The organism is Bacillus kwashiorkori (genome assembly GCF_001375515.1).
Lineage (GTDB): Bacteria > Bacillota > Bacilli > Bacillales > Caldibacillaceae > Bacillus_BK > Bacillus_BK kwashiorkori.
The window spans coordinates 147,618-166,302 of sequence record NZ_CTDX01000013.1 but is presented as its reverse complement, the minus strand read 5'-3'; the positions used below and the strand labels follow the sequence as shown (position 1 = coordinate 166,302).

At 34.7% G+C, this 18,685-nt stretch carries 17 protein-coding genes; 12 read left to right on the top strand and 5 right to left on the bottom strand.

Annotation, left to right across the window (positions count from 1 at the left end; translation table 11 throughout):
• Positions 1 to 16: 16 nt before the first annotated feature.
• Positions 17 to 211, top strand: a complete 195-nt coding sequence (locus BN1242_RS05000; RefSeq protein WP_062352240.1) for a hypothetical protein — start codon at positions 17 to 19, stop codon at positions 209 to 211.
• A 64-nt stretch (positions 212 to 275) separates the two neighbouring features.
• On the opposite strand, the gene BN1242_RS04995 is transcribed toward BN1242_RS05000, so the two are convergent.
• Entirely contained in the window at positions 276 to 800 is a 525-nt protein-coding gene (locus BN1242_RS04995; RefSeq protein WP_062352237.1) for a tryptophan transporter, read from the bottom strand.
• A 325-nt stretch (positions 801 to 1,125) separates the two neighbouring features.
• Positions 1,126 to 1,545, bottom strand: coding sequence for an HIT family protein (locus BN1242_RS04990; RefSeq protein ID WP_062352234.1), 420 nt, complete (start codon positions 1,543 to 1,545; stop codon positions 1,126 to 1,128).
• Between the two features lie 709 nt (positions 1,546 to 2,254).
• On the opposite strand from BN1242_RS04990, the gene BN1242_RS04985 reads away from it, so the two are divergent.
• The 3 genes from BN1242_RS04985 to BN1242_RS04975 all read left to right on the top strand — a co-directional run bounded on the left by BN1242_RS04985 (position 2,255) and on the right by BN1242_RS04975 (position 8,516).
• Positions 2,255 to 2,998: an ABC transporter ATP-binding protein gene (locus BN1242_RS04985; protein WP_062352231.1), complete on the top strand. Its 744-nt coding sequence runs from the start codon at positions 2,255 to 2,257 to the stop codon at positions 2,996 to 2,998.
• Positions 2,988 to 4,205 carry an ABC transporter permease gene (locus tag BN1242_RS04980; RefSeq protein ID WP_062352228.1) on the top strand — a complete coding sequence of 406 codons (1,218 nt, stop codon included), beginning with the start codon at positions 2,988 to 2,990 and terminating at the stop codon, positions 4,203 to 4,205. Before BN1242_RS04985 ends, BN1242_RS04980 begins: the two co-directional genes overlap by 11 nt.
• 420 nt (positions 4,206 to 4,625) lie before the next feature.
• Complete coding sequence (locus tag BN1242_RS04975) at positions 4,626 to 8,516, top strand: alpha-amylase family glycosyl hydrolase (RefSeq protein WP_062352225.1); 3,891 nt, start codon at positions 4,626 to 4,628, stop codon at positions 8,514 to 8,516.
• 34 nt (positions 8,517 to 8,550) lie between these two features.
• On the opposite strand, the gene BN1242_RS04970 is transcribed toward BN1242_RS04975, so the two are convergent.
• Positions 8,551 to 9,732, bottom strand: a complete 1,182-nt coding sequence (locus BN1242_RS04970; RefSeq protein WP_062352222.1) for a M20 family metallopeptidase — start codon at positions 9,730 to 9,732, stop codon at positions 8,551 to 8,553.
• Positions 9,733 to 9,861: 129 nt separating this feature from the next.
• Between BN1242_RS04970 and BN1242_RS04965 the strand changes: the two genes are divergently transcribed.
• The 4 genes from BN1242_RS04965 (at position 9,862) to BN1242_RS04950 (ending at position 13,394) form a co-directional block, all read left to right on the top strand.
• On the top strand, positions 9,862 to 10,488 hold the full coding sequence (locus BN1242_RS04965; RefSeq protein WP_062352219.1) for a phosphatase PAP2 family protein: 627 nt from the start codon (positions 9,862 to 9,864) through the stop codon (positions 10,486 to 10,488).
• A gap of 126 nt (positions 10,489 to 10,614) precedes the next feature.
• Complete coding sequence (gene liaF / locus BN1242_RS04960) at positions 10,615 to 11,616, top strand: cell wall-active antibiotics response protein LiaF (RefSeq protein ID WP_062352215.1); 1,002 nt, start codon at positions 10,615 to 10,617, stop codon at positions 11,614 to 11,616.
• Between the two features lie 12 nt (positions 11,617 to 11,628).
• Complete coding sequence (locus tag BN1242_RS04955) at positions 11,629 to 12,669, top strand: sensor histidine kinase (protein WP_062352212.1); 1,041 nt, start codon at positions 11,629 to 11,631, stop codon at positions 12,667 to 12,669.
• 74 nt (positions 12,670 to 12,743) lie between these two features.
• Complete coding sequence (locus BN1242_RS04950) at positions 12,744 to 13,394, top strand: response regulator transcription factor (RefSeq protein ID WP_072136169.1); 651 nt, start codon at positions 12,744 to 12,746, stop codon at positions 13,392 to 13,394.
• Positions 13,395 to 13,511: 117 nt separating this feature from the next.
• Here the strand turns inward: BN1242_RS04950 and BN1242_RS04945 are convergent, their stop codons facing one another.
• The gene (locus tag BN1242_RS04945; protein ID WP_062352209.1) at positions 13,512 to 14,054 is read right to left on the bottom strand and encodes an antibiotic biosynthesis monooxygenase family protein; all 543 of its coding nucleotides are present in this window, start codon (positions 14,052 to 14,054) and stop codon (positions 13,512 to 13,514) included.
• A 290-nt stretch (positions 14,055 to 14,344) separates the two neighbouring features.
• Here BN1242_RS04945 and hemE point away from each other — a divergent pair, with 290 nt between their 5' ends.
• Both hemE and hemH read left to right on the top strand, forming a co-directional pair.
• The gene (gene hemE / locus BN1242_RS04940) at positions 14,345 to 15,394 is read left to right on the top strand and encodes a uroporphyrinogen decarboxylase (protein ID WP_062352206.1); all 1,050 of its coding nucleotides are present in this window, start codon (positions 14,345 to 14,347) and stop codon (positions 15,392 to 15,394) included.
• Between the two features lie 16 nt (positions 15,395 to 15,410).
• On the top strand, positions 15,411 to 16,376 hold the full coding sequence (gene hemH, locus BN1242_RS04935; protein ID WP_062352203.1) for a ferrochelatase: 966 nt from the start codon (positions 15,411 to 15,413) through the stop codon (positions 16,374 to 16,376).
• Between the two features lie 193 nt (positions 16,377 to 16,569).
• On the opposite strand, the gene yhfH is transcribed toward hemH, so the two are convergent.
• Positions 16,570 to 16,704 (bottom strand): protein YhfH, encoded by a 135-nt coding sequence (yhfH, locus tag BN1242_RS12985; RefSeq protein ID WP_071435451.1) that lies wholly within the window; start codon positions 16,702 to 16,704, stop codon positions 16,570 to 16,572.
• 169 nt (positions 16,705 to 16,873) lie between these two features.
• Here yhfH and BN1242_RS04930 point away from each other — a divergent pair, with 169 nt between their 5' ends.
• Positions 16,874 to 17,608: an MBL fold metallo-hydrolase gene (locus BN1242_RS04930; protein WP_062352185.1), complete on the top strand. Its 735-nt coding sequence runs from the start codon at positions 16,874 to 16,876 to the stop codon at positions 17,606 to 17,608.
• A 12-nt stretch (positions 17,609 to 17,620) separates the two neighbouring features.
• Positions 17,621 to 18,613, top strand: a complete 993-nt coding sequence (locus tag BN1242_RS04925; protein ID WP_062352183.1) for a lipoate--protein ligase — start codon at positions 17,621 to 17,623, stop codon at positions 18,611 to 18,613.
• Positions 18,614 to 18,685: the final 72 nt, after the last annotated feature.

Genomic DNA, 18,685 nt, shown 5'->3' with positions numbered 1-18,685 from the left:
AGATTGGGGGAGTGGAATGGAAGGAATTATTTTTGGCCTTTTTTCCTTAAGCATCCTTTTATTATTTGGTTTAAGTCAGTCCGTAATAAATTTGAAAAAAATAAAAAATCCTGTTGTTAAAGATACTGCCAAAAGGAAAGCTTTGTTCCAATTGATGATGGCACTGACCTTAATAATTGCTGCTGTTCTTCTAATAATGATTGTCTATTAAAAAGAGAACTTAATCTAATTTGGATTAAGTTCTCTGTTTAGTTTAAGTCGTAATAATCCAATTGTTATTGAGGCAAATGAACTAATTTTGTTCTTTTTGCTATGCCTAAAACAGTCGGATATATGACTGCCATGACAATTGTATTTAATATCATTGCGGGAATAACAATCATTGTAAATAATCCAATAAAACCAGCTTCTCCTAAGCCAACCATTGCAGCTGCGACAGTTAAAAAGATAGTACCTGATATTATTGTTCCGACAGCGGTTAATGATGCGTTTATGACAATGTTATTTGTTTTCTTAACTGTTACATATAATGCGAAGAAAAGAAAAGCAGTGATCATTTTATCAATGACATTTGGAAAAAATCCGCCAGCAAATCCTGTCGTTAACCCAGAAATAATTCCTGTTGCTAACCCTAGTAGAAGTACATTTTTCTTTTCAGGGAACATAAAAATTCCTAGGAACATCATGATTAAACTGAAGTCTGGCTTCATTCCACCAGCCCCAAAACCTGGAATGATCATGTGCAAGATAGCACCCATTCCAACAAGTAATGCCATTACTACAAGATTTTTCGTATTCATTTCTCATCTCTCCTCGTCTCAACTATTCTATTACTCTACCCCTTTTGTGTCCTCGTGACCAAAAGCGGGGAAAGTTGCAATTATTATAACATATTCGATAACTAATGCAAAGGTTATTTTTTAAAAATATTTAATAAATTTATTTATGGAAAAGTATCGGAAGAATATTGGGTGTGAGAATTATATAGGAGTATCGATTGAAATGAATATGAGTAAGTTTTGGTGTTTTGCGAAAAAAAATGAGCAGTTCAAAATCTCAAATCATCTATATTTGGAACTTGTCAAACAATACATGATTTTTTTCATTCGAACTGCACAATAGTAATTAAATATTCTCTTTTATTGTTTTTGCGATATCGTGTAAATCATCTTGTGTATAGTCACTCGTATGTGTCTTCCAAACAGCCCCGAAGCCGTCCCCTTTACCATATCGTGGAATTAAATGTATATGGAAATGAAATACAGATTGTCCAGCATATTCACCATTATTATTTAAAATATTCATCCCTACTGGGTGGTAAGCAGCCTTCAACCCGTTGGCGATTTTTGGAACTGCTGCAAAAACATTACGTGCTACATCAGGCGTTAATTCATAAACATTTTCTTGATGAACTTTAGGGATAACGAGGGTGTGACCTTTCGTAACTTGGCTAATGTCTAAAAAAGCTAACACATTTTCATCTTCATATACTTTTGCCGAGGGAATTTCCCCATTTATTATTTTGCAAAATATACAATCACTCATATGTAACGTAACCAGCCTTTCCATCATAATTTAGTTTATTTTAGCATAATTTAGCTAGAAAAGGAAAATGGTTCCTCTAACTCACCTTAGTTGGAATAAATAAAGGGGGGATCTAAATTAATTACAATTGACCGTAACGCCTTTCAAAAATGCAAAAAAAAGAGAGCAAGGCTTGTGTTGTCACAAACCTTGCCCAAGTGAAGGGAAATTTCTTCGATGTTACCTTTCGTGCTTTACAGGTTTTCAAAGATGTCTAAAGCATTCAAGCTCATCATCCCCATTCGCTTTGGAAGTTTATTTCAACTTTTCGGCTTTCGGCAGATGATCTTTCGTAAACACCTCATTTTACTTTGAGAATGTTTTTCGAATGCAATTTACTCTTTTTACAACAAGTTAAAGCATCTTTGGCAAACACCTCATTTGTGAGTGTGATTAATTCCCCTTCGCTTATTATGATAACCAGTTACATTTGGAATATGCACAAATTAAAAAAAGATTTTTTTGGAAGCCATGTTATTTTTCTGACTATGATATGTTTTTTCTGCTAGAATGGGACTAAAGAAGAGTTTTTCGGGTAAATGTGTTAAGAAGGCGGTGTAAAGGCAGTTACGTATAAATATTAAGTTCATTTACCCTTTTGAAGCGGGTTATCAATTAGAGGTAAGGATTACACTGTTAAATAGTAGTTCAAATTTAAAGGAGAATGTGTATGGGTTTGTTAGAAATAAAAAATTTGACTGGTGGGTATACGAAAAAAAATGTATTAAAAAATATAAACTTTTCAGTAAATAAAGGGGAAATTGTCGCTTTAATTGGTCTTAATGGAGCTGGAAAAAGTACGACAATTAAACATATTATCGGGTTAATGGAGCCGAAAACAGGGGAAATAACGATTGATGGCAAAACAATGAAAGAAGACATATTACTGTATCGGAAAAAATTTTCATTTATTCCTGAAACGCCGGTTTTGTATGAAGAACTCACATTAGCAGAGCATTTACAATTAACAGCGATGGCCTATGGTCTCGAGGAGTCCCAATATAAAGAACGTCTATCCAAATTATTGAAAGAATTTCGGATGGAAAAAAGATTAAAATGGTTTCCTTCCCATTTCTCTAAAGGAATGAAACAAAAAGTAATGATTATGGCGGCATTTTTAGTGGAACCAGAACTCTTTATCATTGATGAACCATTTGTAGGATTGGACCCATTAGCAATCAACTCTTTGCTGCAACTTTTAAAAGAGCGCCAATCTGCTGGTTCAGGTATTTTAATGTCAACCCATATTCTAGCAACTGCTGAAAAATACTGTGATCGCTTCGTCATTTTGCATAATGGGGAAGTAAAAGCAGTAGGAAATATGGCAGAACTGCGAGAACAATTTGGACTAGCTAATGCGAGTTTGGATGATATTTATATTCAATTAACAAAGGATGAAGCAAATGATGAATAGTATTCAGCTTTGGTCCAAGCGTTTCGGAGAACGGATGAAAGAAATGCTTAAGTTCGGACGGTATATGTTTAATGACCACATATTAATTGTTTTATTAATTTCTATTGGTGCAGGAGCTTACTATTATAAAGATTGGGTTGCAAGCTTATCGGAAGATTTTCCAACGGCGTTTTTATTTGCCGTTTTATTCTCATTCGTGTTAGCGACTGGAAATATTATTACCTTTTTTAAAGAGGCGGATAAAGTTTTTTTATTAGCAGTTGAAACAAAATTAAAACGATACATCGTTCGCTCTTTCATACTTACTTACGTATGGCACCTCTATCTTTTATTTATGCTTTTGTTAGTTTTAGCACCGATTTTTTTCAATACAATGAGTGGTAATCAAAGTTACGTTATTTTCGCTGTACTTATTTTTGTATTAAAAATAATTAACTTATTTGTCCGTTGGTTCGTGGATTTTGATTACGATAAACAAGTTGTTACTTGGGACGTGTTAACGCGGATTTGCTTAAACGGGATTAGCATATTTTTATTCATGCAAGAAGCATACATTTTATTTGCCGCTTGTATCGTTATTTTTCTTGCTTATTTCGTTTATTTTGCCTTAAAAACGAAAGGAAAATCATTGCCATGGGAACGATTAATAGATAATGAAGAAAGACGTCTCGGACAATTTTACCGGATTGCTAATCTTTTTACTGATGTTCCAGAATTACGCATGGAGGTAAAACGTCGTAAGGGTCTTGATATTTTCTATAAAGGAATCCCTTTTGCGCAAAATAGTACATATAGTTATTTAATTAGTCGAACGTTTTTTCGCAGTGGCGATTATTTTGGCTTATTTATTAGACTGACGTTAATAGGTGGAGTATTTATTTTTGGCCTTGACGGTTCCTATTTAAGCTACATTATCGCAATACTATTTATTTATTTAACTGGATTTCAGTTATTGAGTATGTGGAAGCATCATGATTACGTAATTTGGACCGATTTATATCCAGTTTCCTCTGACATTCAATTGCAGTCGTTTTTAAAAATATTATTAAACATCTTATGGACGCAAAATTTGTTTTTTACATTCCTTTTCTTAAGCTCGGGTGAATGGATAAAAGGGCTGATTTTATTTATCGTTAGTAGCGTCTTTGTTTATTTATTCGTCTTTGTTTATTGTAAAAATCGACTTGTAAAATGGAGCCAAAATTAACAAGCTGTTATCCATTTATAAATAATACAATGTGTCGTATATTTTTTACTATTGAAATTGCAAGAAAAAAAGGGGTTGCTCTATTTTGTTCAACCCCTACCTATTTCGTACATATCCTCTTAGTAAAATCCACGAAATATATGAAAAACTTTTGTTCCTTTTATGACAGAGCTGCTCCCACCTCAATTATCTCATCGTATTAAAATAAAACTTTACCATTAAAAGGAATAATTACGTAACTGTCATATTTTGAAATTTTTTGTTTCCTCTTGAAAGCGTTAACTAAAAGTGATATGATTAACATATATTGGATGAAAGCGCTTGCGCAATTATTGCACAATAACTAGTTTGATAACTAGTTAGAACGTTTTTATCAATTTATGCAAACGTATGCACAAAAAAGTTGAGGAGGAGAAAAATTTGGAAAAAAGGCATATGAGAAAATTATCCATTTTAATGATTTTTGCTTTATTTATTCAAATGCTTTCCGGAATTGCGCCGACTTTGGTAACAGCACAAACTAATGTGAAAAGCCCAATAATTGGAAGCGAAGGGAAAGTTACTTTTAACTATGTGGATAGTGGCGAAACAGCAATGTATGTGATTGGAAATTTCAACGAATGGAACTTAGATACTGCTGTTGAGATGAAAAAGGAAAACGGTATCTTTACAGCAACAATTGGTCCGCTAAATGCCGGAGAATATGAATATAAATTCCTTCGTAATAATCGTTCATGGGATGATTCAGTAAAGGATCCTTTAAATGATCAATCAGCAGGAGATAATTCCGCATTTACGGTCGGAGTGGTGGAAAAAGCGGAAAGTCCGCTTGTAAAAGAAAATGGTGAAGTGACTTTCCGATATATAGGGGAAGCTGACCGTGTAAGGGTTGCTGGCAGTTTTACAAGTTGGCAAGATAATGCATTAGAAATGGAGAAGAATGACGAAGGAGTATGGCAACTGACCGTACAACTCACTCCTGGCACTTACGAATATAAGTTTATACTTGGAGAAAATAATTGGATTACTGACCCAGGCAACAATAACAAAGCCGGTGATAATTCCGTTGTTCATCTTCCTGGAATAATTATTGAATCGGCGAATGACATGAATGTTGGCATGGAAATTGAACTTAATGCCAAATGGATAAATGAAGCTGGTGAAAAATCAGAGGTTAAACCAGTTTGGAGTTTAAAAGAAAGTAAAGCTGGAGTTGCGTTACAAGGAAATAGACTATCAGTAGCAAACGATTATAAAGTAAAAGAAAATGATAGTGTTACCGTTGTAGCAACATATAATAATAAATCAGTAGAAAAGCAGATAAATATATTATCTTCCCTTTACACTTATAATATTCACTATTATCGCCATGATGGGGAACAAAATAATTGGGATATGTGGATATGGTGGGATGGAAAAAATGGGGAAGCATATTCTTTTACAGAAGAAGTAGGAGAGTATGCGAAAGCAACATATAAATTCCCGACAAACAAAATATCTGTTATTACAAGACCAGGGAACTGGGATACACAAGAGGAAGCAAGAGTTATTGAAATAAAAGATGGCAACACAGTTGACGTTTGGTTAGTTCAAAATGATTCCCAAGTATATTACAGCGAACCGCAACTGAACGAAGAAGAAATGGAACAACGGTATGTTCGTGTTCGTTATGTCCGCCCTGATAAAGATTTTACTGACTGGAACATTTGGGTATGGAATACGGGAGTGAAAGATAATCAAATTGACTTTGAGAAAATTGAAGGTGATACGGCAATAGCCAATATTGCAATCGGACCAAAAACGGATTCTATCGGTTTCTTAATCCGTAAAGGAACCGATTGGGAGACAGCAAAAATATCTCCTGAAAGTGATGACCATAATGTGACAATCGATCCTGAGGAAGTGATTACAAAAGTTACGGTCGTTACAGGAGTGCCTGGACAAACAGTAGTGCCAGTCGTGAAAGGTCCTGTTCTTAACGATGGTAATGTTACATTCTTTTATCGGGATGAAGCATTATACCGTAATGATTTAATGGATACTATTGAGTCGGTAAAAGTAAAAGTACTTGGTAAAGAATACGACATGGTCTATGATCGAGAAAATGAATATTTTACTTATACAATGGAAGGTATTTCAGAAGGTATTTTCGAGTATTCCTTCCTCGTAACGAAGGATGGAAAAACAGAAGAAGTACTAGATCCGAAGAATACGGTAGACGGGAAGTCAGTTGTGGAATACCGGGTGCCGGAAATAAACATTGCTGCTCGAGTGAAACCTGAAAAAGTGACGTATAACGAGAATGCAATTATATCCTTAAATATTGAAAATCCTGAGAAGGCATTAATCAAGGAAATTTATGCAGATTTAACTCCAGTGGGTGGAAATGATAAGGTAAAAATTGATCCGCAATTAAATGCCGTTACATTCGGGGTGAAAGACACCGTTCTAGCTGGGATGAAAGAAATTACAGTAACGGTTGTTGATGAATACGGCAATAACCATCAACAAAAAGCACAAGTAGAAGTTGTGGCGCGTCTTTCCCAAGGCAAGTTAGACTTTGATTGGGATGAAGCACGGATATATTTTATGTTAACCGATCGTTTTCATGATGGAGATAAAACGAATAACCATCCATATGGCTATGATCCAACACATCCAGAAGCATATCATGGCGGTGATTTCCAAGGGATTATTAATAAATTAGATTATCTCGAAGACCTCGGCATTAACACGATTTGGATTTCCCCAATAGTGGATAATATTGATTTTAATAAAGGAGCTGATTTTACTACTGCAGAGGGATTGGCAGCAAAACAATATGCTTATCACGGTTATTGGGCAAAGGATTTCACTTCCTTAGATCCAACTTTAGGGGATATGGATAAGTTTAAAGAGTTGATTGAAAAAGCCCATGATCGCGGTATGAAAATTATGGTAGACGTCGTACTAAATCATGCAGGATATGGTATGAGCGAGTATCAAAACGACTGGCAAGACTTGCCTGGTGCTCCAACCGATGATGAAAAGAAAACCTTTGAAGGAATGATTCGGGAAAAAAGTGAAGGTGGAGAAATTCGTGCAGAATTAGATGGATTACCTGACTTTAAGACAGAAGATCCAGAAGTTCGCAACCAACTTATTGACTGGCAAACAGCTTGGCTAGAAAAAGCAAGAACAGACCGTGGGGATACGATTGATTATTTCCGTGTTGATACAGTAAAACACGTGGAAGATACAACATGGATGGCATTCAAAAACGCATTAACTGAAATTGCGCCTAGTTTTAAAATGATTGGGGAATATTGGGGTGCTAGTTATAATCTTGATGGCGGACATTTACGTTCTGGACAAATGGATTCATTGCTAGACTTTGATTTTAAAGAAAAGGCAAAAAGCTTTGTTAATGGCGATATGGAAGCTGTGGAAGCATATTTACAAGAGCGAAATGCAAAAATTGATAATACGGCAATGTTAGGTCAATTTTTAAGTTCCCATGACCAAGATGGCTTTTTAACAGAATATGTTAATGGGGATATTGGTAAATTCCTACTAGCAGTTTCTTTACAAATAACAGCAAAAGGACAACCAGTGATATATTACGGAGAGGAATTAGGTCAATCCGGTAAAAATTCTTGGGATGTTCAAGATGGTATTACTTATTCCTTCGGTGAAAACCGTGATTCGATGCCTTGGGATAAATATGAAAATCGTGATCCAGTTGCACTGAAGATCCATGACCATTATAAAAAATTACTTCAAATTCGTGGCGAATACTCTAAAGTATTTTCAAAAGGAACACGAACAATGGTTTTTGGAAGTAATGAGGAAGAGCTACTCATAACGAAACGGGAATACAATGATGAATCCATCTTTGTTGGCTTCAACATTTCAGAGAAAGAAAAGGAAGCAACATTTACTGTTGATTATCCAGCTAAAACCGTTTTAACGGATCTGTATAACGAAAGAAATTATACAGTGGGAGAAGATAAGACGATAACAGTAAAAATACCTGGAAATAGTGATGGTGGAACGATTGTGTTAGTTAAAGCAACTGAACCGGCTGATAATGACGAAGGGTCAGGTTCTACAGATAATCCAAAAGAACCAGGAACAAAAGATGAATCGGAAACACCAGGAACTGCAGATGACAATGGTAAAGACAACAGTCAAACTGGAGAAAAAACAAATGGTGACAACACGTTACCAAATACATCTAGTAACATTTACAGTAATTTGTTATTAGGAATGTCATTGCTCCTAGTAAGCTTTGTATTCTTTAAGCGTAATAGGAAAATGATTAGCAAATAAGAATCCCCCTTATTAATATAAAGAGGCTGTTGATTTATTCAACAGCCTTTTGGTAGTTAATTGCTGCTGAGACTAATGTTTTGGCGGCAATTACCATCGCTTTTTCGTCGATATCAAATTTAGGGTGATGATGCGGAAAAGCAGCATTTGCATTAACTGGTTTTGCCCCAGTGAAAAAGAAACTACCTTTAACATGTTGTAAATAATAGGCAAAATCCTCTCCACCCATTTGCGGAGGGCTTTCGACAACCTCAACGACACCCGGAACATCTTTAGCTAGTGCTGCAAGAAATTCTGTTTCCTCTTGATGATTAACTAGCGCAGGGTAGCCATGAATATATTCATAGGAATAGCTGCAATCATTTGTTATACAAGTTCCCTTCAGTACTTTTTCAATTTCTTTTTCAATCGATGCACGAATCTTATTATTAAATGTGCGTACTGTTCCCGCTAACTTGACTTTATCAGCAATTACATTAAAGGCATTTTCCGCCACAAAATTACCGACAGATATTACTGCCGATTCAATAGGATCTACCTTTCTACTAACAATTTGCTGGAGATTTACAACAAACTGACTTGCTGTCATAATTGCATCCTTAGTCGTATGTGGGTGAGCACCATGGCCACCTTGTCCTTGAATCGTAATTTGAAAACGGTCGGCAGCAGCCATAATTGGACCAGAACGATACAATATTTTCCCTGTATCCTCCGTTGCCCATAAATGAGTGCCAAAAATAACATCGACGCCATCCAAACAACCGTCCTCAATCATGGAAAGAGCACCACCTGGGGCTATTTCTTCGGCATGTTGATGAATAAAAACATAGTCCCCAGCTAAATTATCTTGGCATTGTTTTAAAACTTTTGCCACGATGAGTAATGTAGCAGTATGCCCATCATGACCACAGGCGTGCATTACTCCGGGAACTTTTGATTTATAGGCAACGTCTTTTTCATCTTGGATGGGCAGTGCATCGAAATCGGCTCTAAGTGCTACTGTTTTCCCTTTTTTTGTCCCTTTTAATCTAGCAACTACACCATTTCCACCAACATTTTCTTGTACCGGAATTCCAATGTTACGATAAAATTCTGCAATGAGTTTTGGTGTTTCCTTTTCTTCAAACAATAGCTCTGGGTGTTGATGTAAAAAACGACGAATGTCGACCATTTCATGGAAATAGGAATCTAGCTTTTTATGGAGCACTTCAATCATACAACCACCTCTTCCTTTATTTATCCTAATTATAACATTTTCATGTATTCCGAAAAGTATTTAGTTTTTTGAAAAATAGTATTACAATATTAATATCTTCACTTAAAAATATACGAGGAGTAATTTTTTATGAAAAAATACTTACTATATAACTTGTTCACGCTCATTATATTTATTATGCTTTTATTTTATGTAGGAAATGGTCAAGAAACCGCATTAGACAGTTTCCTTATTAATAAACTCGCATTTTTAGATACATATATGGCTTTCTTTCGCGTGATAACGAATTTTGGTTCTGAACCGGTTATTATCACAGGTACTTTATTATTGTTGGTTTGGCTCTGGGTAGATAAGAAAAATTACATGGCAATGACTATCGTTGTTCTTGCAGTTGGTGGAGGTAATGTTTTCAACCAATGGTTAAAGAACATTATTTCAAGGGAACGGCCAATTGGGCATACTTATGAAGGTTATAGTTTTCCGAGTGGACATGCGATGCTAGGGTTGCTTTTTTATGGTGTTGTGTTTTACTTTTTGGCTAATCAATTAAAAAATACTAGTGTCCGAATAGGTTTGAAAATTAGTTTAATAGCTATTATCGTTTTAACAGGATTAAGTAGAATACCGTTACGTGAGCACTATCCAACCGATGTATTAGCAGGATTTGCAATTGGCTTTAGTTATTTAGTGGTAAATATAATAATATATGAGATTTGGATGTTCCGTTGGAAAAATAAAAGACCAGGAACTTTTTAATTAAATAACTATTTTACCGAAAAAATCCGTCTCCAGACTTACCGGAAATCCAACTAATTGTATTTTAAAAATAGATAATGCTTCGATATACTTATGATAAGGATGAGATGGAAAGAAGGGTCAATGATGAAATTATCTAGTTCCCAATTTTTATTAGCGATTATATTATTGCTTGTTGGTGGAATATTGTTGTTGTTTAATATTGGTATTATTTCCTTGGAAATAAAAAGTATATTCACCCAAATATATCCATATCTTTTTCTTGTTTATGGAATTTATATGCTCGTCCGTGGCATTATCGAAAAATATAAAAACCATATATTTTGGGGCAGTTTTGTTGTCTTATATTCCATTTTATTGATTTTTAGTAAGTTAGGAAAGCTAGATTTTGGTTTCTGGGACTTTTGGAAGCTTTGGCCACTATTGTTTATTTTCTTTGCAATCGGCATTCTATTTCCTCAAAAAAAAGTCATTAAAATGACAAAGGTAAAAAATGATGATTTTGGTTTCAATATGGATTTTTCCTATGATAATGACAAGAATGGTGGACAAAACAGCCGAAGTGACAGTATCAAAATGAGTGAACTGGATGAGCTGCTGAATGAAATTAGTGAGAAAATAAATGATGAAAATATTGAAAAGTTAATTAGAAATACGATAGGGGAAAAACTGAATTCAAAGGAGAAAACAACGTATAAAAAATCCAACAAAACATTTCACCAAGCTTCTAGTAAAAAGACTGCCCAAACGAATGTCAATGTTTTCGGTCTTAAAGTAGCTGATGTTGAGTATAATCAGTCGAATTGGTCGTTAGAACCATTAACATTAAATAACACCGTTGGCAACTACTATATTGATTTAAGTAAGGCTTTTATACCAGAAGGGGAGACACCAATTAAAATTAAAGGGAGAATTGGTGATGTCCAAATTTTAGTTCCAGAAGATATTGCTGTCAAAATCGAAGCGAGAAATTCAGTAGGTGATATGACGATATTCGGAAACTCTTCCGATCAGTTTGGAAAAGGAAGCTATTTATCATTTAAAAGTGAGGATTACGAATATGCATTACGGAAAGTAGACATTAACATTCAATTATCAATTGGATCAATTTATATTGATTACGTATAAGGAGGGGAGGTAATGCGGAAAAACAGCGGAAATTTAACGATAAAAATAGTAACGAATTTTTTATTCGTCGCTATTTTTATCTCTATTTTATTTTTTGTTGGTGCTCAAGTTTTACTTATTACTTATAAAAATCAGCCTTTTACTATGTCCCTCGTTCTTAGTTTAAGTGCATTCGTTTTCCTCCTATCTGTTATTACTTCCATTTATTACGGTTATCGAACGAGTATCGACATCAAAGTAAAACTGCAAAAGATGATCACTTTTACCTCATCATTAAGGAGAGGAAAGTTTTCAGATAAAATGATCGTAAATGAACAGGATGAACTAGGTATTCTTGCGAAGGAATTAAACAATTTAGCTACAATATTAAATGAGCAATTACAGTCAATCCAACGTTTAGCTGATGAAAAAACATCTTTACGACAGCAAATTCATACGGCAGCCGTGATGGAGGAAAGGCAGCGATTGGCAAGAGAATTACATGATTCCGTTAGTCAACAGCTATTTGCCTTAAGCATGCTTTCAGCAGCAACGGAAAAGATTATTGATAAAAAGCCAGAACTCGTTCCTTTACAAATGAAGCAAATTACGGATATTGCAGCAAAAGCCCAAGGGGAAATGCGGGCATTATTATTACATTTACGTCCTATCGATTTGAGCGGTGAAACATTAAGTGATGGAATTTTATCTTTAGTAAGGGAATTAAAAGGAAAAACTAATTTGCATTTTGAAGCTACTATCGATGAAGTAAATGAATTACCGAAGGCAGTCGAAGAACATTTATTTCGAATTGTTCAAGAGGCAATATCTAATATTTTGCGACATTCCAACGCCGATACGATTATTTTAATTTTAACTGAACGAAATAACACTATCTATTTACATATCGGTGATAACGGTGTCGGGTTTGATATGGAAGAAAATAAAAAAATTTCTTATGGATTAAAAACAATGAGGGAACGATGTGAAGAAATTGGTGGAATTTTCTCTATACGATCGAAACAAGATAAGGGGACCTATATTGATATAAAGGTGCCAATAAGCCAAAATTAGAACAAATATCTCTATATTCTAGTGGAAAAAGCATTAAAACTCTCGCTTAGGGAGAGCAGGGAGGACTGAAAAAAGTGGATAAAATAAAGGTTGTTGTAGTCGATGACCATGAAATGGTAAGACGTGGCTTAATTTCATATTTATTAACAGAGGATGATATTGATGTTGTCGGGGAAGCAGCTAGTGGTAATGCAGGGGTGAAAGTTGTAAAAGAAACAATTCCCGATGTAGTGCTAATGGATTTATTAATGGAAAATGGCAATGGGATAGAAGCAACAGCGGAAATATTGAAATTCCATCCTACTTGTAAAATTATCATCATTACTAGTTATTATGACGATGAACAAGTATTTCCTGCTATTGAGGCAGGGGCATTTAGTTATTTGTTGAAAACAGCTCGTGCAGAGGAAGTTGTCGAAGCAATAAAAAAGGCGATAAAAGGTGAAACGGTAATCGAATCAAAGGTCGCTAATAAGATGTTAAACCGATTGCGACCAAAAGAAAGAAAACTACATGATGAGTTAACAGAACGGGAATTAGAAGTGTTAATGTGCATCGGTGAAGGAATGACAAATGAAGAAATAGCAAAAGAATTATTTATCGGGATAAAAACGGTAAAAACACATGTTAGTAATATTTTAAGTAAATTAGAGGTACAAGATCGAACACAGGCGGCTATTTATGCAAATCGCAATGGAATTGTTTTTTCTAAAAAGAATCTATAATCAATTAATGAAAATCCCTGCTATGTAAAGGAGGTTTGCAAAAGGACGGACGATTGCAAACCTCCATTTTTAGTTTCATGTGTTGTGGAGTTTGTTTATATCAAATAAAGGAGCGTGTTATGGAATATCATTTTTTTGATTTCCTTCGTCTTCATCCTTATCAATGCCAATTTTGTAAGTTGTGAAATATGGTGCTCTAATATCTATTTTTACCATTTCTTTTAACTTCTCCAGTTCACCGAATTCCAATGCAAATCTATTACTCGCCTTATAATCTTTAAATGTTTCTTCATTTTTCCAACAAGTTAAGATGATATAGGAATCATTTTTAATTGGCCGCAAAACTCTAATAGCTACGAAGCCGTCCGCACCATGGATGATTTTCCCTCGATTTTTTAATCGATATTCAAACCTTTCACGATTATCATCATTAACAGGAATATAATGGAGGGCTGCAAACCCTTCATTTGGTAGGTGATGTTCGCTTTCCAAAATTTCATATTTCCTAGGCAATTGAAAAATTGTCTTTTTTGCTGATTCTTGAAGTAATAAGGCATGATCCATATTATACATATACACTAGTTTAGTGCCATGATTGTGATTTTTGTTGAAAATTCTTTCCATATAGTCGTGGGTACCAGATGTAAGAAAAATAAACATAATATCAACCCCGAAAACGCTTTTTTACAATAATAATTGTATATTCATATTATTATACTTTATTTTCGATTAACAATAAAATAATTCATGTGTTTTTAGAAGAAAGTAATGGAAAATGGGACAATTTTGTGATAAGCGGGCTATTTACTATACTTTTTGTTGAATTAAAGCTATATTGAAATACGTATTAGATGATAATTATTTTTACCGTGGATACATTTTGACACCCACATCCCATAGCTTGAAATATATATTATTTATTACTTATTTAGAAAGGTGGACAAGCCTAAATGACGAAAATCATAAATAATACTTTTTTAAAGGCTGCCCGGAGTGAAAAAACAGATTACGTTCCTGTCTGGTATATGCGACAAGCAGGACGTTCTCAACCTGAATATCGAAAGTTGAAAGAGAAATACTCCTTGTTTGAGATTACTCACCAGCCAGAACTATGTGCATACGTGACACGTCTACCAGTAGAACAGTACGGTGTGGATGCAGCTATTTTATATAAGGATATTATGACACCACTCCCGAGTATCGGTGTTGATGTCCAAATTAAGTCCGGTATTGGGCCAGTAATTGATGAGCCGATTCGCAGTAAGCAAGATATTGAAAACTTACGTGAACTTTCTCCAGAAAATGATGTTCCATATGTGTTTGAAACGATTCGCCTACTAACGGAGGAACAATTAGATGTACCATTAATTGGTTTTGCTGGGGCACCATTTACTTTAGCAAGCTACATGATTGAAGGCGGACCTTCGAAGACTTACAACAAAACGAAAGCTTTTATGTATGCACAACCGGAAGCTTGGTTTATGTTAATGGATAAACTGGCGGATATGACAATTACTTATGTGAAGGCACAAATAAAAGCAGGGGTTTCTGCGGTGCAAATATTTGATTCATGGGTAGGAGCTCTTCATAAAAATGATTACCGATTATTTATTAAACCGACGATGGAGAAGATTTTTTCGGAGCTAAAGAGAGAAAATGTCCCTCTAATTATGTTTGGTGTCGGCGCTAGTCATTTAATCGAAGAATGGAACGATTTACCTGTAGACGTGATTGGTTTAGATTGGCGATTGTCCATTCAAGAAGCAAGATCTTTAGGGGTGAAAAAAGCACTTCAAGGTAATTTAGATCCTGCTCTACTGTTAGCACCGTGGGATGTAATTGAAGAAAGAGTGAAGCAAATATTACATGCTGGTATGAATAATCCTGGGTATATTTTCAATCTAGGACATGGTGTATTTCCAGAAGTAAATCCAGATACGTTAAAACGACTAACTAGTTTTGTCCATGATTATAGCAAACAAAAATTAACAACAAACTAGATAATGAGGTGATAAGATGAGGGAAAAACTTGGATTATTAGTAATGGCTTACGGAACTCCATATAAAGAAGAAGATATTGAACCGTATTATACGCATATTCGTCACGGCAGAAGACCAAGTGAAGAAGCGTTACAAGACTTAAAAGACCGATATGAAGCAATCGGAGGTATCTCTCCTTTAGCAAAAATTACAAAAGTACAGGCAGAGAAACTTACTGCTCATTTAAATAAAATTCAAAATAATTATGAGTTCCAATTATTTATCGGTTTAAAACATATTCATCCCTTTATTGAAGATGCTGTTCAAGATATGAAGCAAGCTGGAATATCGAAAGCAATTAGTATTGTTCTCGCTCCACATTATTCCACTTTTAGTATTAAAAGTTATAATGAACGCGCAATGAAAAAAGCAAATGAATTAGGTGGAATGGAAATTTTCCCAATTAATAGTTGGTATAAAGAAAGGAAATTTATTCAATATTGGTCCGATGCATTAACAGAACTACTGAAAACGATGGATGACGAGAATAAGGATCGCTCGGTTGTGATTTTCTCTGCTCACAGTTTGCCAGAGAAAATTTTACAAGCTGGTGATCCATACCCAGAACAACTGGAAGAAACCGCAAAACTAATTGCCAAAGAGGCAGGAGTGAAAAACTATGCAGTCGGTTGGCAAAGTGAAGGTAACACACCGGAACCTTGGTTAGGACCTGATGTACAAGATTTAACACGTGAACTTTATGAAAAACACCAATATCAAGCATATATTTATTTACCAGTTGGATTTGTGGCAGATCATTTAGAAGTGTTATATGACAATGATGTGGAGTGTAAAATAGTAACAGAAGAGTTAGGTGTTTCCTATTATCGTCCACCGATGCCAAATGATCATGATTTATTTATCGCTGCTTTGACAGATGCTGTTATGAAAAAAATTCCTATGATAAATGAAAATAACACTTTCATGTCTGGCAGATCATAACTTTTTTCACAGTAACTTCAAAAAAAAGACTTTCCAATCGTGGTCAGGCCCATACATACCATGTAACTGTTCGTATTGGGCCTGACTTTTTTATCGGAAAATCCGGAAAGCAAGGAGTGTATAGTTAGGAGTGTAACGAAAAAACTAGAAAAATTTCAAACATTTTCCATAACATTATTTCTTTTCAAGTAATCTATAAATCTTTAAAACCTAAACATTTATGACATTTATTCCCATAACATTCATGTTGTTCTTCAATTCTTTCTCCACAAATATAACAAAGCTTCGGTGGTAATACTTTAAGAAATTCCGACATTTTCATTAGCATAATCATCTCTCCCTTAAATTGATTTTATTATATTGTATTATAACACGTACGAAAATGATACATTGTTTTATAACAAAATGCAACAACGTGAAAAAAATTTTATAATGGTTTATAGTTATAAGTGGTCAAATACTGTCGAAAATGAGAAGGTATTAGGAGGTGTAGTCGTTTGCAACTAACTGTTATCGGTTGTTGGGGTGCTTATCCGAAAGTTAACGAAGCAAGTACTGGTTATTTACTGGAATATGATGGGTTTCGTTTATTAATTGATTGTGGAAGTGCTGTCCTGTCCAAGCTTCAACAGTTCGTGAAACCGACAATGATAGATGCATGTATTATTTCTCATTATCATACTGATCACATCGCAGATATAGGAGTATTACAACATGCACTAATGATTGATAGTATTATAACAGGCTCGGAAAAACAATTGCCGATTTACGGACATACGTTGGACGCTGGGGAGTTCGCCAAACTAACGTACAAGCAATATACTCAAGGTGTTGCTTATTCAGAAGGTCGAGAAAGTAATATCGGTCCTTTCACTGTTAGCTTTTTACGGACAAACCATCCTGTCCCATGTTATGCAATGAGATTTGAAGCAGGTGGCAAAGTACTAATATTTACTGCCGATAGTGCTTACCAAGATAGCTTTATCCGATTTGCTAAAGATGCCGATTTATTATTAAGTGAGTGTAACTTTTATGAAGATATGGATGGTGAAAATGCTGGCCATATGAATAGCCGTGATGTTGGAACCATTGCAAAAAAAGCAAATGTAAAGCAAACGGTACTAACACATTTACCGCAATTTCGTGATGTGGAAACATTAGTAAAAGAAGTGAAAAAGTATTATAATGGTCCTGTTCAATTGGCAAAATTAGGATTACAAATTGACGTTTAAGGAGAGATAGGGATGTTATTTGTAGACAATCAAGGAATACATGACCCACAAATTAACTTAGCAATTGAAGAGTACATATTAAAACATTTAGACATTAACGAATCATACTTACTATTTTATATTAACGAACCGTCTATCATTATCGGTAGAAATCAAAACACGATCGAAGAAATTAATACGGAATATGTGGAAAAAAATAATTTGAAAGTTGTACGGCGCTTATCAGGTGGTGGGGCTGTTTACCATGATTTAGGTAATTTAAACTACAGCTTTATTACGAAAGACGATGGGGATAGTTTCCATAATTTCCGTAAATTTACTGAACCAGTAATTAAAGCATTAAGAAAACTAGGTGTCAATGCGGAATTACAAGGAAGAAATGATATAATTGTTGAAGGTCGAAAAGTGTCAGGTAATGCTCAATTTTCTACAGGTGGAAGAATGTACACACATGGTACGTTAATGTTAAGTTCAGAACTGGAAAATGTGGCATCTGCATTAAAAGTTAAAAAGGAAAAAATTGAATCGAAAGGAATTAAATCTGTTCGTAGCCGTGTAGCAAATATATCGGAATTTTTACAAGAGCCAATGGATATTGAAGATTTTCGCTTATATTTATTAAAAAGTATTTTCGAAGAACAAGGCGGAGAAGTGCAAGAATATGTTCTTGGTGAAAAAGACTGGGAAAAAATTCACGAGATTTCCGAAGAACGTTATCAAAACTGGGATTGGAACTATGGACGTTCTCCAAAATTTGATATTCAACACTCTAAACGCTTCCCTATTGGTTCAATTGATGTTCGCTTTAATGTAGAAAAAGGAATTGTCCAAAGCTGTAAAATTTTTGGTGACTTCTTCGGAGTAGGTGAAGTGAAAGACATTGAAGAAAAATTAACAGGAATCCGTTATGACCGTTCCGAATTTGCTAAAGCACTTGCCGATGTGGAAGTAAAACATTACTTTGGTAATATAACAAAAGATGAGTTTCTTGATTTAATTTATTAATGCTTATTTGGGAAAAAAGTTACTACTGCTCCAAATTTTAATTTGAAAAGCCAGACCACTGATAAAACTTTG